This window comes from Kribbella sp. NPDC050281, assembly GCF_040655855.1.
Lineage (GTDB): Bacteria > Actinomycetota > Actinomycetes > Propionibacteriales > Kribbellaceae > Kribbella.
Map to the genome: position 1 here is coordinate 236,713 of NZ_JBFAKS010000004.1, position 13,599 is coordinate 250,311.

Genomic DNA, 13,599 nt, shown 5'->3' on the forward strand with positions numbered 1-13,599 from the left:
TCGACGATCTCGCGGCGAAAAGTCCGGAAGGAGCTCCTGCCAAGCGCGCCTCCCCCCGAGCCACGGAAAAAAGTCACACCGAGTAGCAACCGCAAGGAGCGTAACCATGGGTAACCGCGGACCGGATGGCCGCTGGCGTCGGAAGGACACCGTCGGCGCGGCGCTCGAGGTGTACCTGCGGGAGGCCGAGGCGGATGGCCGGCTCGGCGAGGAGGCGCTGGTGGTGGCGGCGACGGCTCGGCGGCTGGCGGTGCGCCTGGACTCCGACGACCTGCCGCCGTACGTCGTCGGTGCGCTGTCGCGGGAGCTCCGGGCGTGCATGGCGCAGCTGCAGGGTCTGCCGGAGGCGCGGCCGGGGCTGAGCGAGCAGGACTTCGCGGCGCTGCTCGGGGAGCTCCAGTGACGGGCCGGGTGGAGGCGCGGACCGTGGCGGTGGTGAAGCGGGAGACGCACCGGTCGAACCAGGCGGCGATGCAGTTGGCGGGGATCGCGGTGGAGTTGGCGCGGCTGGTCGACGCCGGGCATGGCGACGCCGGCCGCTGGCTCACGATGACGGTCGCGCATCTTCGGGACTGTGGCCCGGTTGAGGATGAGGTGGACGCGGTCCGGGCGCGGGTTGCGCAGAAGTGGCTGGACGCGGTCCGGGATCAGGCGCCGGTGTTCGACAGGCAGTCCGGGAATGGTCATGTCGAGCGGAAGCCGTAGCGACGACGCGGGCGGGCCGGGGTCCACGATCTGTCGTCAGATCCGGTCGCATGACGGAAGGCCTGTGCTGTGGAATCGTGAAGCGGATGCTTCGGGATCGGTCGATTTCGGGGTATGGTTTCCAGGAATTCATCAGGTGATGAACGGAGACCTTCGGTGTCAATGTGCAAAGGGCCGAGCTGCACGAACACGCTGCCGCCGTCGTCGGGGCCCGGCCGGCCGGCGGAGTATTGCTCGATCGAGTGCATGCGTGAGGCCGAGCGGGTCCGGAAGACCCTGACGTTCGACGAGCGGTACCAGAAGGCGATGGCCGATGCCGGTGAGATCGGCAAGGTGCTCGAGGTCGCGAAGGATCACCTGTCGCCGATCGACATGTCGGCGCAGGCGGTCGCGAAGGCCTCGGGTGGGCCGGTGGATACGACGGCCGCGCTGGTGCAGTTCCTGCGGACTGGTGCGCTGTACGAGTCGCAGTACGACCCGGCGACTCGGGTCAGCAAGGCTGCGCTGGTCGAGGACGCCACCGGCCAGGTGTTGATCCCGCAGGACCTGTCCGTGGACATCTTGAACGTCGTCCGGGAACAAGGATTGCTCCGGGATCTGGCGGATGTGCGTCCGACGATCCGTAACAAGCACCAGGCGCGGTTGCTGGGTGCGAGCGCGGCCGGCTGGACCAAGCTGGAGGTGTCCGGCTCCGCGGCCGATGGGACGCCGGCGCCGGAGTCGCCCGGCCAGGAGATCGACGTTCACGACCTGGTGGCGCTGGTGAAGATCGGTCTCGACGAGTTGGACGATTCGCCGGCCAATGTCCGGGCCGCGCTGGTCGACGCAGTGTCGTCGGTGTTCGTCGACCTGGAGGACACGGCATTTGCCGCCGGCAGCGGCAGCGGCCAACCGAAGGGGCTGGCGCTGGCCGCGAACGTGGCTCGGGTGCCGGTGGCGAATACGACGACCGCGGCCGCGTCGGCGACGCCGACCGTTGCGCAGATCTTGGCGATGCCGTGGACGCTGCCGACCCGGTGGCGTCCGGGTGCGACCTGGTTGATGTCGGAGGACGCGGCGAAGGCGGTGGCTGGGTTGACGACCGCGGGCGGGGATCTGCTGATGCCGGAGCCGGGTAAGGGGATCGGGCCGGGTGGCTGGCCGTTGGCAGTTGTGCCGGGGCTGCCGTCGATGGCGACCGCGGGATCGACCAACCCGTCGATCTGGTTCGTCAACATGAAGCGGGCGTACCGGGTGTCCGACAGGCAGCGGATCACGATCCAGCTCCTCTCCGAGCGGTACGCCGAGCAGGGCCAGGTGGGGTTCCTGGCACGGGAGCGGGTCGGCGGAGACCTTCTGAGGCCCGACGCGGCCAGCGTCTACCTGCTGTGAAGAACCGGGCAGGGACCACGGTGCGGACGAATCAGGCGACCGCGGTCGTCCACCGGGCAATCGCGGGCCGGCGCCGGCTGATCGGCCAAAACGAGGCTGAGGTGATCATGGACGCGGCCGAGGTGATCAACGAGGCTGCGCTCGAGATCACGGTCGACATGACCGAAGCGCTCCGCGAGATGGACCAGCTCGAGGCCGACCTTCGGGGCTTCGAGTAGGGGAGGTCAACACCACCGCCCGGGGTACTCACTCCCCCGGGGTATATGCCGGTGGTGAAGGCCGGGTAGCGGTACTCGAGGCCCGCAGCGATCCCGGTCTGCCTCCCACGGCAGCACCCCCGGCTACATGCTCGCCGGGGGTGCTGCTGTTTCGTGGCTGACGATCAGCTGTCGTCGCGGGTGTCTCGTCGTACAGGCGGGTCCGACGCCTCAGATCGGCTTGCAGCGTCCGACTCATCGTCCTGCCCTGGTCGCCGCGCCACATCGCGCGGCGTACCGCCGAGCCCGTGCAGCAGTACGTACTGGATCAGGACGTTCATGCAGCCGGCGATCGCTACCAGCCACCACCGCATGCCGAACGGGACGACCAGTAGGGCGCTGACCATAGCTGTCACTGCGATCGAGCCGAGCCACAGGTTCACCATGTTCTGCCGCGCCGCCGCGGCCTGCAACTGCGCCTCGCGCCGCCGCGCATACTGCTGCTGGTCGACCATCGCTTCGGCGAGAAGCGTCATCGACTGACGCATCTGGGCAGCATCATCCGCGAGGTCGGCGAGGCGCTGGTCCCGCATACGGTCGCGTTCGCGCTTGGCGTCGAGCACCTCGTTGGTCTTGTCGGCAAGCCGCGCACCGGGCATCTCGTCCATCCGGGTCGTGAACATGTCGAGGGCCGGCGACTTGAACTGAACCTTGGGCAGCTGGGGGAACAGAGTGTCTGCGAACTTGAAACGCCAGCCGGACGTCGTCCACGACTTGCGTGCCGTCTCCCCGAAGACTGCAAATTGCTTGGACATCAGCGGCTTCATCGCCTCCGCGATGCCTGCAAACTGCTGCGTCACCATCGGCGACACGGCCCCCGCCATGGCAGCCCGGATCGGGGCCATCACGTCCTTCATGCCGGCCTGGAACGACTCGCGCTGGCGGTCGCTGAGCTCGGCGCGCTCGAGGTACACCAGGTCGGCCGGCCGCAGGTGTCGCAGGAAGTCGACCGTGAACTCTGCGGGGAGATTGTCGCGGTCGAGGCTCGCCTTGGACGTCATCGTGAACGTCTTGACCGGAACGGTTGAGTCATCGGGTGTCACCACTGCACCTGTCCCTCCGAATGTTGCTGTCCCCGTTGGCGGCGCCGGGCACTCTGACACGAACACCGACAGTGTGGCTGATCGGACCGACAGTTTCGCAAATCCGACACACCTGCCTGCCTCACGGCCGTGAACAAGCAGCGGCCCCACCGGGATCCTCCGCCCGGTAGGGGCCGCGTTCGCGTCGTACGGCGGGTCAGGTGCCCTGCGGCGGCTCCTCGTCGCCTGCAGGCCCATCAGAGCCGCGCCCAGAGTCGGCCAGCTGCCGAAGCTCGGCGATCAGCTCGACGAGGCCGGCCTCGATCGCGTCGAGCGTCTCCTCGCTGATCATCGCCGGATCTCCGTCAGCCGCGCCGTGAACGCCTCCGGGTGCTCGATCGCATCCGTGATCGCTCGGTCATACCCGGCCGCGTCACCATCCTCGAATCCCAGGTCGTAACCCAAGCGGTAGAGCTCGAGCTCGTTGGCGATCAACTGCAGTTCGGCGCGGACCTCGTCCATCGGCCGGCCCTGGAGCGGCGCCAGGCGCTCCTCCAGCGCCTCGAGCGACAGCCGGTGAGGCTCCGCCGTCACAGTCGCCAGGAGACGCGCCAGGTCACCGTCTGCGGGCACGGCGAGGACTTCCTCAGGGTTGGGCGCTACCGCGTCGACCCTCGGCACGTTGGGCCTGTCGCCTTCCACTCGATCGTTCATCGCGATCAGGCCTCCGGCTCGTCGTCGAGTGCGAGCCAGGCGGAGTCCTCGGCCGCGATCTCACGCTCGAGCCGCAGCCGCAGCCGCCACAGACGCCGGATGGTCATGTCGACGCGCTCGATCGCCTGCTCGCCCGCCAGCCGGGCGGCAGCGTCCGGCGCCGGCAACGGCTTGCGGGCATTCCACATGCCGACGTACACGCCGATGTCGTCGACTCCCTCGCGGATGAAAGTCATCGGGTCAGGGGTAGGAGATACTTCGTTCACGGTTCGGCCCTCCTAGATAGGGCTGGATCGAGGACCCGTCCGGAGTTACCGGCTCCTGGCGGGTCCGCCTCATTTGGTCGGATAACCTGAGGCGGATCGGTACCGTGGCTTAAGCGTGACGAGCGAGGTAGCACAACGGTGTGGCGGTCGAGACCCAGTAGTTCTCGTGCCAGATCCCGGGCGCAGTTCTCTCGCCGGTCAGCGGTAACGTCTCGGTCACCCGTTCACACTACGGGTGCGCCGGACTGTGATGGGACTCGCACGGGACTCATGTTTCTCGCGAGTAACATCCGTGGCAGGCTTGGGAGAGACCGTTAACCAGAAGGGGTCCCACACGCTATGAAGATCGTCGTCTGCGCGAAGTTCGTGCCGGATGCCACGGCGGACCGCCGGTTCCGCCCGGAGGACAGCACGGTGGACCGGGCCGGTGTCGACGGGCTGTTGTCCGAGCTGGACGAGTACGCCGTCGAGACCGCGCTCACCGTGAAAGAGGCCGGCGACGCCGAGGTGACCATCCTCACGGTCGGCCCCGAGCAGGCGGCCGACGCGGTGAAGAAGGGTCTGCAGATGGGCGCCGACGCGGGTGTCCACGTGCTCGACGACGCGATCCACGGCTCGGACGCGGTCGCGACGTCGCTGATCCTGTCGAAGGCGCTGGCCAAGCTCGAGGCCGACCTGGTCGTGTTCGGGATGGGTTCGACCGACGGTGGCATGGGTGTCGTCCCGGCGATGGTGTCGGAGCGGCTCGGCCTGCCGGCCGTGACGCTGGGCTCCGAGGTCACCGTCGACGGGCAGACCGTGCGGATCCGCCGCGACGGCGACACCGCCAGCGACACGATCGAGGGCACGCTGCCGCTGGTGCTGTCGGTGTCGGACCAGGCGAACGAGCCGCGGTACCCGTCGTTCAAGGGCATCATGGCGGCGAAGAAGAAGCCGGTGGAGACCTGGTCGCTGGCCGACCTGGAGATCGCGCCGGACCAGGTGGGTGGCGCGAGCGCGTGGACCGAGGTGGTCGAGGTGACCGCCCGTCCGCCGCGCAGCGCCGGCACGATCGTCACCGACGACAACGGCAGTGGTGCTGCCGAGCTCGTCGAGTTCCTGTCCACCAACAAGTTCCTCTGAGGGGCGATCAGTTCATGTCGAACGTTCTGGTTCTCGTTGACCACACCGCGGGCAAGGTCCGCAAGACCACCGCGGAGCTCCTCACCATCGCGCGGCGCCTGGGCGAGCCGGTCGCGGTCTTCATCGGCGATGGCGTACAGGACGCCCTGCCCGCGCTGGGTCAGTACGGCGCGACGAAGGTGATCGCGCTGACGAATGCCGACCTCACGCAGTACCTGGTGGCGCCGAAGGCCGAGGCGTTGCAGCAGGTCGCGGCGAAGGTCGAGCCGGCCGCGATCCTGATCTCGTCGAGCACGGAGGGCAAGGAGGTCGCGGCCCGGCTGGCGGTCAAGCTGGACTCGGGCCTGATCACCGACGCGGTCGACGTGACCGCCGGTGATGGTGGCCCGGTCACCACGCAGTCGGTGTTCGCCGGCAACTACACGGTGCAGGCCAAGGTCACCCACGGCACGCCGATCATCACGGTCAAGCCGAACGCGGCGACCCCGGAAGCCGCGGAGACCTCGCCGGAGGTGGAGGAGTTCGACGTGACGATCTCCGACGCCGCGAAGACCGCGCGGATCACCGACTCCAAGCCGCGGGAGGCGACCGGTCGTCCGGAGCTGACCGAGGCGGCGATCATCGTGTCCGGCGGTCGTGGCACCGGCGGTGACTTCGGTCCGATCGAGGCGTTCGCCGACTCCCTGGGTGCGGCCGTCGGTGCGTCCCGTGCGGCCGTCGACTCGGGGTGGTACCCGCACGCCTACCAGGTCGGCCAGACCGGCAAGACCGTGTCGCCGCAGCTGTACGTCGCGGCCGGGATCTCGGGCGCGATCCAGCACCGGGCCGGGATGCAGACCTCGAAGACGATCGTCGCGGTCAACAAGGACGAGGAGGCGCCGATCTTCGAGCTGGTCGACTTCGGCGTCGTGGGCGACCTGCACAAGGTCCTGCCCGCCGCGACCGAAGAGGTCACCAAGCGCAAGGCGTGACACACCTGGCTGGGGGTCGACCCCTCTGCCCCCAGCCACCCGCGGTCCGGCTCGGTTCCCCTCCCGAGCCGGGCCGCACCACGTCCGCCCGGTGACGCTGACCGGTGTGCTGGCTACGATGCGCCGGGTGCGGATCTGGGTGAGTGGGGCGAGGGGGAAGTTGGGGAGTGAGGTCTGCCGGCAGCTGGTGGCCGACGGGCACGAGGTGGTCGAGGCCGATCTGACCGGGCCGGCGCCTGTCGACCTGAGCGATCGTGAAGCGGTCGCCCGGTCGCTGCGCGGGGTGGACGCGATCGTGCACTGCGCGGCGATCCCCAGCCCGGAGAACATCACGCCGGTGCGTTTGGTGGAGATCAACGCCCTCACCACGTTCAACGCCCTCGAGGAGGCCTGGACTCAGGGCGTCCGCACCGCGGTCCTCGCCTCGAGCGGATCGATCTACGGCACGGCCTGGTCTCCGGAGGAGCTCACCGTCGCTGAGGTCCCGATCGACGAGGAGACCGAGCTGCGGTACGTCGACCCGTACGCGTTGACGAAAGACCTGCTGGAACGCACCGGTCAGATGTACGCGCGCCGCGGCATGCAGGTCACCGCTCTGCGCTTCCACTGGATCCTCACGCCCACCGAAGTACGCCGCCACATCGCCGAAGTACCGCCCGAGGAGAACCGGCGCAACCTCTGGGGGTACGTCGACCTCGTCGAGGCAGCCCGGGCGTGCGTACTCTCCCTGCGGCCCCGGCCAACCGCTCAACGGTTCGAGACTCTGCTGATCGCCGCAGAGGACACCGGCATGGAGCAGCCGACCGCCGAACTGCTCGCCCGCTACTCACCGGACACCGCGATCCGCGGAGACCTCCCCGGCACCACATCGCCGTACGACTGCCGCCGTGCCGCCGAAATCATCGGCTGGACCCATCAGAGCCGTTGGAGGGACCGTTGACCATGGAGCGCGCGTGGTATCCGGACGGACTGGACGCGGAGGAACTCGCGTTCCAGCGGCTCTACGGGCCGTGGAAGCCGTCGACTCCCGCGGAGGCGCGAGAGATGCTCGACGGGTACGACGGGGAGTGGTGGATCGCCGGCGGATGGGCGATCGAGGGCTTCACCGGCGTACGGCGGGATCACGAAGACGTCGACGTGTCGCTGTGGCGGCGGGACATCGAGAAGCTGCGGCTGCACCTGAAGGGCACCTACGACCTCTGGGCGAACGCGGGTGGACGGCTCAAGCCGCTCACCGACGATCGACCGGAGCAACCGGCCGACGCCGACCAGATCTGGCTACGGAAGCACGCCTTGGCGCCGTGGGAGTTCGACCTGGTGGTGAACCCGGACCGCGACGGCCGATGGGTGTTCCGCCGCGACCCGAAGCTCGACTACGTCCTCCACGACATCAGCTGGGTCGCGCCCGACGGCATCCGCTACCTGAACCCCGAGATCGCGCTCGCCTACAAGGCGAAGCAGGCACGTCCGAAGGACGAGCAGGATCTGGCCGCGACGCTCCCGTTGCTGACCGACGAGCGTCGTACCTGGCTGGCCGACATGATCGAGCATCTGCATCCCGGGCACGCCTGGATCGAGACCGTCAGAGGCTGACGCGATCAGGTCGCTGGGGATCTCGGCTCACGACCAGACCGGGCGGCGGGAGTCGATGCCGGTGCCATAGTCCGGGTCGCCGCCGCGGACCAGGATCCAGTGGTCGGTGGCGTGAGCCCGGTAGAGGCGGAGTTCCTCGGGCTCGCGCAGCTCGTCGACGGAGAACGCGCGCAGCTCCGGGTAGCGGGATGCGTAGAAGGCCGCGCTGCGTTCGAGTTCGTCGTCGGGAACGCGTTCGGCCCGGGCGCGGAAGTAGACGGCCGAGGCGCCGCCGATCGGGACGCTGGAGTCGAAGATCGCGATGCTCACGTCCGGGTTGGCCGCGATGTTCACCGAGTGCGCGGCCGCGGTCGACGAGGCCCAGTAGAACGTGGCGTGACCGTCCGGGGTGAAGTAGACCGGGGTCACCCACGGCCGGCCGTCGGGGTCGACCGTCCCCAGCGTCATGTACTTGTTCGCTTCGATGACCGCCGCCGCGCGCCGGTCGAGGGTGTCCTGAGTCATGGGTTCACCGTCGCATCGGACACCACGCACTGTCCTCAGTAGCGGCCACGGAACCGCCACCGAACGCACCATAGCCAGGGCATGATGGGGCGGTGGCTGGTCCGAGAGACGTGTCCGCGCGGGAGGCCGAGGTCCTGTCCGCGCTGGCCGGTGACCGCTCGAACGCCCAGATCGCGCGGCATCTGCACATCAGCGTCCGCACGGTCGAGAGCCACGTCTCGTCACTGCTGCGCAAGTACGGCGTCTCGGATCGCCGTGAGCTGGCCACACTCGCCGAACTGGAAGGCGTGGACCCGGCACGGGCCCACGGATTCACCGCACCGACCGGTCCGGGCACCAGCTTCGTCGGCCGCGAGCAGGACCGCGCCGAGCTCGTGGCTGCCCTCGACAGCAACCGACTGGTGAGCCTCCTGGGTCCCGGCGGCGTCGGCAAGACCCGGTTGGCGCTGCGCGTCGCCGCCGAGGTCGGCGAGAACTACCCGTACGGCGGAGCGGTCGTCGACCTGGTCCCGGTGCGACCCGGGTTCGTCGTCGCAGCTGTAGCGGAGGCGCTCCAGGTGCGAGAACAACCACCGCAGACGCTCACCGACGCGGTGGTGGGGCGCCTCACTCAGGGGCGAACCCTGCTCGTGCTCGACAACTGCGAACACGTGGTGGCGGACGTGGGCGACCTGGTAGCCCGCATCCTCACCGAGGCACCGGAGACCGCCGTACTGGCGACCAGTCGGGAGCGGATCGGGGTGGCGGGCGAGCGACCGCTGCGGCTGGGACCGCTGGAGGGGTCCGAGGCCGAGCAGCTGTTCCGGGACCGGGCCGCCCTGGTCGCACCGGAGTTCTCGGGAACTGAGCAGGCCGACATCGCGGCACAAGTGTGTGCAGGAGTCGACGGCGTACCGCTGGCGATCGAGTTGGCCGCAGCCCGTGCGGGTTCGCTGGGTCCGGACGGGCTGCTGGCCGCGCTGGACGACCGTCTGCGGCTTCTGGCCGGCGGACGCGGGCCGAACGAGCGGCACCACTCGCTGGCTCAGGTCATTGGCTGGAGCTACGACCTGCTCGACGACGACGAGCGTGCACTGTTCCGGCGGCTCGGAGTGTTCGTCGGCGGGTTCGACCTCGCCGCCCTGAGCGGTGTGGCGCCCGGAAGCTCTCGCGGCGAGCTGAGCGACCTGCTGGGTCGTCTGACCGACAAGAGCCTCCTGCATCGCAGCCAGCGCGCCGGCACGAGCAGGTGGCGCATGCTGGAGACGGTCCGCGTCTACGCGCTGGAGGAGCTCGGCCGATCCGGTGAGTACGACGAGGTCGCCGTACTGCACCTGGCTTGGGCCGGTGCCGTTGCGGCGGACCTGGAGGCGCGCCTCGAAGCGGGGGAGGAGTGGCAGGCCGAGTTCGATCAGGTCACCGCTGATCTCCGGGCGGCGGTCAGCCACCCCGAGGCCGACGTACGGCGGTTGGCTCGGCGACTGGCTCACCTGACCTTCGCCCGCAAGCGGTTCGTCGAAGCGCACGACCACTACCTCACTGCCGCCGCCCACGCCACCGATGCCGCCGAGCTGTACGACGACCTTCGGGACGCGGCCGATGCGACGCTGACCGTCGCCGATGGGACGGAGGCCTACCACCTGATGCTCCGCGCGGCGGACCGCGCAGCCGCCGAAGGCAACCATGAGCTTCAGCAGGAAGCGCTCGCGTACGTCGTCATGATGATGAACCGCTACGAGGTCCAGCCTCCGCTCCCGGCCGACCGCGGCGCCGGACAGCTCGCGGCCGATGCGGACACAGTTCAGGTCCGCATCGCGCGGGCCTGGGTGGCGCGCTTCGAGCTCGAGCCCGCCGAGGCCGCCGTCGCCGCGGCTCGGCAGTCGAGGGATCCGCTGGCAATGATGAATGCGCTCGACGTGTGTGGCACAGCGCTAGGCGGCGCCGGCTGCCTCCGTGACGCCCGCCGGCTGGCTGAGGAGAGGCTGGAGCTGGCCGCGACCCTTCCGGAGCATGATCCGCGAGCGGTCGCCGAGATCGTGGACGCGTACCACGTCGCCTCCACGACCGCGGTCGCGGTCGGCGATCTGGTCGAGGCGGTCCGGCTGGCGCGGCTCACCGACGACCCGATGCACGGGCATCCGTTCATCACCGGCCCGCGCCAGGTTCGTGCGTTCGCCCTGGGCGGTCTGCTCGACGAAGCGGTTCGGGCCGCGGACGAGATGTACGGCAGTTGGCTGGCCGCAGGCCGCCCGCCGCACGCCTGGATGTCGTCGGCCGCGGCCCTCGCTGCGCTCGCGCACGGTCTGCTCGGCACGGGACGCGAACCGGTCTGGCACGCCCGTGCACTGGAGATGGCCCGTGTCCGCACCCCGGCCGCAGGCCCCAATCTGCAGGCCGCGTCCGCGTTCGTCGCCGCGCGTCTGGCTCTCCACCACAACGACATCCGCGCCGCCGGGGCGGTGGTCCGGGGAGCCTTCGCGGACTTCCCCGAGCCCTGGTGGGTTCCGTACGCCCACGCAGCCGGCGCCGAGCTGGCTGTGGTCGCGGGACTGGCCGACGCCGAGCGCTATGTCGAGCGGGCCTCGGCTGCCGAGAACCTGTGGTCGGACGCCGTCGTACTCCGGATCGGGGCCCGCCGGACCGGCGATCCGGCGGCCATCGCCGAGGCGGCGGCCGCGTTCGAGCGGATCGGGGCCCGGTTCGAGCAGAAGGTCACGCTGGAGCTGTGAATCGGCCCGGATGAGCGGGAACAACGGTGGCGGACATACCCTTGAAACCGATATGACTGCTTCCGACCGCCGCCCGGTGTACCTGGACCACGCGGCGACGACCCCGATGTTGCCGGCAGCGATCGAGGCGATGACCTTCCACCTCGCGCGCACCGGCAACGCGTCGTCCCTGCACGGCTCCGGCCGCTGCGCCCGGCGGACCGTCGAGGAGTCGCGCGAGACGATCGCCGCGGCGCTCGGGGCCCAGCCGAGCGAGGTCGTGTTCACCTCCGGCGGGACCGAGTCGGACAACCTGGCCCTGAAGGGGCTGTGGTGGGCGCGGCTGGCCGAGGATCCGCGCCGGCGCCGGATCCTGCTGAGCGGGATCGAGCACCACGCCGTACTCGATCCGGCCGTCTGGCTGGCCGAGCACGAGCAGGCCGAGATCGAGTGGCTGCCGGTCGACGAGCTCGGCCGGGTGCGGCCGGACGACGTACGGCGGGCGATCGAGCAGGACCCGGAGTCCGTGTCGTTCGTCACGTTGATGATGGCGAACAACGAGGTCGGCACGCTGCAGCCGGTGCGTGAGATCGCGGAGCTCGCGAAGGAGTACGGCGTCCCCGTGCACACCGACGCGGTCCAGGCGGTCGGGCAGGTGCCGGTCGACTTCGCCGAGCTGGGCGTCGACGCGATGACCGTGTCGGCTCACAAGCTCGGTGGTCCGTACGGGATCGGTGCGCTGGTCGTCCACAAGGAGACGAAGCTGACGCCTGTCCTGCACGGCGGCGGCCAGGAGCGTGACGTACGCTCCGGCACCCTGGACGCTCCCGCGACGGCCGGTTTCGCGGTCGCGGTCGAGCATTCGGTCAAGCACCAGGCGGACGAGGCGCGGCGGCTGACCGAGCTGCGGGACGCGCTGATCAGCGGCGTGCTGACCACGGTCGAGGGCGCCAAGTTGTCGGGGGACCCGGCGAACCGTTTGCCCGGTAACGCACACTTGTCCTTCAGCGGCTGCGAGGGCGACTCGCTCCTGCTGCTGCTCGACGCACGCGGGATCGAGGTCTCCACCGGATCCGCGTGCAACGCCGGGGTCGCCGAGCCGAGCCATGTCCTGCTGGCCATGGGGTACGACGACCAGCGGGCGCGCGGATCGCTGCGGTTCACCCTCGGCCACACCAGCACCCGCGCCGACATCGACGCCGTACTGGACAACATCGGACCGGTGGTGGAGCGGGCGAAGTCCGCCGGACTGCAGAACGTGGGAAGGAACACCTGATGCGGGTACTCGCAGCCATGAGCGGCGGGGTCGACTCCGCCGTCGCGGCGGCGCGGATGGCCGAGGCCGGGCACGACGTGGTCGGAGTGCACCTGGCGCTGAGCCGCAACCCGCAGTCGTACCGCAGTGGCGCGCGCGGCTGCTGCACCATCGAGGACTCCCGCGACGCCCGCCGGGCCGCGGACGTGATCGGCATCCCGTTCTACATCTGGGACCTGGCCGAGCGGTTCCACGCCGACGTGGTCGAGGACTTCGTCAGCGAGTACGCCGCCGGCCGGACGCCGAACCCGTGCCTGCGCTGCAACGAGAAGGTGAAGTTCAGCGCCGTACTCGAGCGGGCGCTGGCGCTCGACTTCGACGCGGTCGCGACCGGGCACTACGCGCGGGTCGTGGACACCGCGGACGGCGCTCGCGAGCTGCATCGGGCGGTTGATCCGGCGAAGGACCAGTCCTACGTGCTCGGCGTGCTCACCCAGCAGCAGCTCGCGCACGCGTTCTTCCCGCTCGGTGACACGGTCAAGACCGAGGTGCGGGCCGAGGCCGAGCGTCTCGGGCTGTCGGTGGCGGCCAAGCCGGACAGCCACGACATCTGCTTCATTGCCGACGGCAACACTCCCGGCTTCCTCGATCAGCACCTGGGCCAGGCGCCCGGAGACATCGTCGATGCGCAGGGCAACAAGCTCGGCGAGCACAAGGGCACGCACGGCTTCACCGTCGGCCAGCGCAAGGGCCTGCGGATCGGTACGCCGGCCGCCGACGGCAAGCCGCGGTTCGTGCTGGACATCAGCCCCGTGGACCGCACGGTCACCGTCGGCTCGCGCGAGGAGCTGGCGGTCTCGCACCTGACCGCCTCGAAGCCGCGGTGGTGCGGACCCGCGCCGGCCTCGGAGTTGCACGTCAAGGCCCAGCTGCGCGCGCACGGCGAGGAGGTGGCCGTCACCGCCCGCCTCGAGGGTGACCAGGTGCAGGTCTCCTTCGACGAGCCGACGTCAGCCGTGGCGCCCGGTCAGGCAGTCGTGCTGTACGACGGGACGCGAGTGATCGGCTCGGCCACGATCGACACGGTCTCGCGGGTGGCGGCGCAGCACGCATGAACGAACGCAGTGAGTTC

The 13,599-nt window shown here is 69.8% G+C and carries 16 protein-coding genes; 11 read left to right on the top strand and 5 right to left on the bottom strand.

Going from position 1 to position 13,599, the window contains the following annotated elements; translation table 11 throughout:
• The first annotated feature begins 106 nt into the window (after positions 1-106).
• The 4 genes from AB0I34_RS06925 to AB0I34_RS06940 all read left to right on the top strand — a co-directional run bounded on the left by AB0I34_RS06925 (position 107) and on the right by AB0I34_RS06940 (position 2,294).
• Complete coding sequence (locus AB0I34_RS06925) at positions 107-403, top strand: hypothetical protein (protein ID WP_360440669.1); 297 nt, start codon at positions 107-109, stop codon at positions 401-403.
• Positions 400-705 (top strand): hypothetical protein, encoded by a 306-nt coding sequence (locus tag AB0I34_RS06930; RefSeq protein WP_360440672.1) that lies wholly within the window; start codon positions 400-402, stop codon positions 703-705. The genes AB0I34_RS06925 and AB0I34_RS06930 overlap by 4 nt, the downstream gene beginning before the upstream one ends.
• 246 nt (positions 706-951) lie before the next feature.
• Complete coding sequence (locus tag AB0I34_RS06935) at positions 952-2,076, top strand: phage major capsid protein (protein WP_360440675.1); 1,125 nt, start codon at positions 952-954, stop codon at positions 2,074-2,076.
• A gap of 20 nt (positions 2,077-2,096) precedes the next feature.
• Positions 2,097-2,294 (top strand): hypothetical protein, encoded by a 198-nt coding sequence (locus AB0I34_RS06940; protein ID WP_360440678.1) that lies wholly within the window; start codon positions 2,097-2,099, stop codon positions 2,292-2,294.
• 164 nt (positions 2,295-2,458) lie between these two features.
• Here the strand turns inward: AB0I34_RS06940 and AB0I34_RS06945 are convergent, their stop codons facing one another.
• The 4 genes from AB0I34_RS06945 to AB0I34_RS06960 all read right to left on the bottom strand — a co-directional run bounded on the left by AB0I34_RS06945 (position 2,459) and on the right by AB0I34_RS06960 (position 4,305).
• A complete protein-coding gene (locus AB0I34_RS06945) occupies positions 2,459-3,376 on the bottom strand; it encodes a hypothetical protein (RefSeq protein ID WP_360440681.1) in 918 nt (305 codons plus the stop codon).
• Between the two features lie 196 nt (positions 3,377-3,572).
• Complete coding sequence (locus AB0I34_RS06950) at positions 3,573-3,707, bottom strand: hypothetical protein (RefSeq protein ID WP_360440684.1); 135 nt, start codon at positions 3,705-3,707, stop codon at positions 3,573-3,575.
• Positions 3,704-4,069 (bottom strand): hypothetical protein, encoded by a 366-nt coding sequence (locus AB0I34_RS06955; protein ID WP_360440687.1) that lies wholly within the window; start codon positions 4,067-4,069, stop codon positions 3,704-3,706. The genes AB0I34_RS06950 and AB0I34_RS06955 overlap by 4 nt, the downstream gene beginning before the upstream one ends.
• 5 nt (positions 4,070-4,074) lie before the next feature.
• Positions 4,075-4,305 (bottom strand): hypothetical protein, encoded by a 231-nt coding sequence (locus AB0I34_RS06960; protein ID WP_360440690.1) that lies wholly within the window; start codon positions 4,303-4,305, stop codon positions 4,075-4,077.
• Between the two features lie 369 nt (positions 4,306-4,674).
• On the opposite strand from AB0I34_RS06960, the gene AB0I34_RS06965 reads away from it, so the two are divergent.
• From AB0I34_RS06965 to AB0I34_RS06980, 4 genes are all read left to right on the top strand, one after another.
• The gene (locus tag AB0I34_RS06965) at positions 4,675-5,457 is read left to right on the top strand and encodes an electron transfer flavoprotein subunit beta/FixA family protein (RefSeq protein ID WP_360440693.1); all 783 of its coding nucleotides are present in this window, start codon (positions 4,675-4,677) and stop codon (positions 5,455-5,457) included.
• A gap of 14 nt (positions 5,458-5,471) precedes the next feature.
• Positions 5,472-6,428, top strand: a complete 957-nt coding sequence (locus AB0I34_RS06970; protein WP_360440696.1) for an electron transfer flavoprotein subunit alpha/FixB family protein — start codon at positions 5,472-5,474, stop codon at positions 6,426-6,428.
• A gap of 127 nt (positions 6,429-6,555) precedes the next feature.
• On the top strand, positions 6,556-7,368 hold the full coding sequence (locus AB0I34_RS06975; RefSeq protein ID WP_360440699.1) for an NAD(P)-dependent oxidoreductase: 813 nt from the start codon (positions 6,556-6,558) through the stop codon (positions 7,366-7,368).
• Positions 7,369-7,370: 2 nt separating this feature from the next.
• Entirely contained in the window at positions 7,371-8,021 is a 651-nt protein-coding gene (locus AB0I34_RS06980) for a hypothetical protein (protein WP_360440702.1), read from the top strand.
• A gap of 27 nt (positions 8,022-8,048) precedes the next feature.
• Here AB0I34_RS06980 and AB0I34_RS06985 read toward each other — a convergent pair whose 3' ends face one another.
• On the bottom strand, positions 8,049-8,525 hold the full coding sequence (locus AB0I34_RS06985; RefSeq protein WP_360440705.1) for a pyridoxamine 5'-phosphate oxidase family protein: 477 nt from the start codon (positions 8,523-8,525) through the stop codon (positions 8,049-8,051).
• A 92-nt stretch (positions 8,526-8,617) separates the two neighbouring features.
• On the opposite strand from AB0I34_RS06985, the gene AB0I34_RS06990 reads away from it, so the two are divergent.
• Genes AB0I34_RS06990 through mnmA form a run of 3 tightly spaced genes read left to right on the top strand, consistent with a single transcriptional unit; the run spans position 8,618 to position 13,582 of the window.
• Positions 8,618-11,233 carry a LuxR C-terminal-related transcriptional regulator gene (locus AB0I34_RS06990; protein WP_360440708.1) on the top strand — a complete coding sequence of 872 codons (2,616 nt, stop codon included), beginning with the start codon at positions 8,618-8,620 and terminating at the stop codon, positions 11,231-11,233.
• A 52-nt stretch (positions 11,234-11,285) separates the two neighbouring features.
• Positions 11,286-12,488, top strand: a complete 1,203-nt coding sequence (locus AB0I34_RS06995; RefSeq protein WP_360440711.1) for a cysteine desulfurase family protein — start codon at positions 11,286-11,288, stop codon at positions 12,486-12,488.
• Entirely contained in the window at positions 12,488-13,582 is a 1,095-nt protein-coding gene (gene mnmA / locus AB0I34_RS07000; protein ID WP_360440714.1) for a tRNA 2-thiouridine(34) synthase MnmA, read from the top strand. The genes AB0I34_RS06995 and mnmA overlap by 1 nt, the downstream gene beginning before the upstream one ends.
• Positions 13,583-13,599: the final 17 nt, after the last annotated feature.

Coding starts and splice junctions, on each gene's coding strand:
- AB0I34_RS06925 (WP_360440669.1), top strand. CDS start 107: ATGGGTAACCGCGGACCGGATGGCCGCTGGCGTCGGAAGGACACCGTC.
- AB0I34_RS06935 (WP_360440675.1), top strand. CDS start 952: ATGCGTGAGGCCGAGCGGGTCCGGAAGACCCTGACGTTCGACGAGCGG.
- AB0I34_RS06950 (WP_360440684.1), bottom strand. CDS start 3,707: ATGATCAGCGAGGAGACGCTCGACGCGATCGAGGCCGGCCTCGTCGAG.
- AB0I34_RS06955 (WP_360440687.1), bottom strand. CDS start 4,069: ATGAACGATCGAGTGGAAGGCGACAGGCCCAACGTGCCGAGGGTCGAC.
- AB0I34_RS06960 (WP_360440690.1), bottom strand. CDS start 4,305: ATGACTTTCATCCGCGAGGGAGTCGACGACATCGGCGTGTACGTCGGC.
- AB0I34_RS06965 (WP_360440693.1), top strand. CDS start 4,675: ATGAAGATCGTCGTCTGCGCGAAGTTCGTGCCGGATGCCACGGCGGAC.
- AB0I34_RS06970 (WP_360440696.1), top strand. CDS start 5,472: ATGTCGAACGTTCTGGTTCTCGTTGACCACACCGCGGGCAAGGTCCGC.
- AB0I34_RS06980 (WP_360440702.1), top strand. CDS start 7,371: ATGGAGCGCGCGTGGTATCCGGACGGACTGGACGCGGAGGAACTCGCG.
- AB0I34_RS06985 (WP_360440705.1), bottom strand. CDS start 8,525: ATGACTCAGGACACCCTCGACCGGCGCGCGGCGGCGGTCATCGAAGCG.
- AB0I34_RS06995 (WP_360440711.1), top strand. CDS start 11,286: ATGACTGCTTCCGACCGCCGCCCGGTGTACCTGGACCACGCGGCGACG.
- mnmA (WP_360440714.1), top strand. CDS start 12,488: ATGCGGGTACTCGCAGCCATGAGCGGCGGGGTCGACTCCGCCGTCGCG.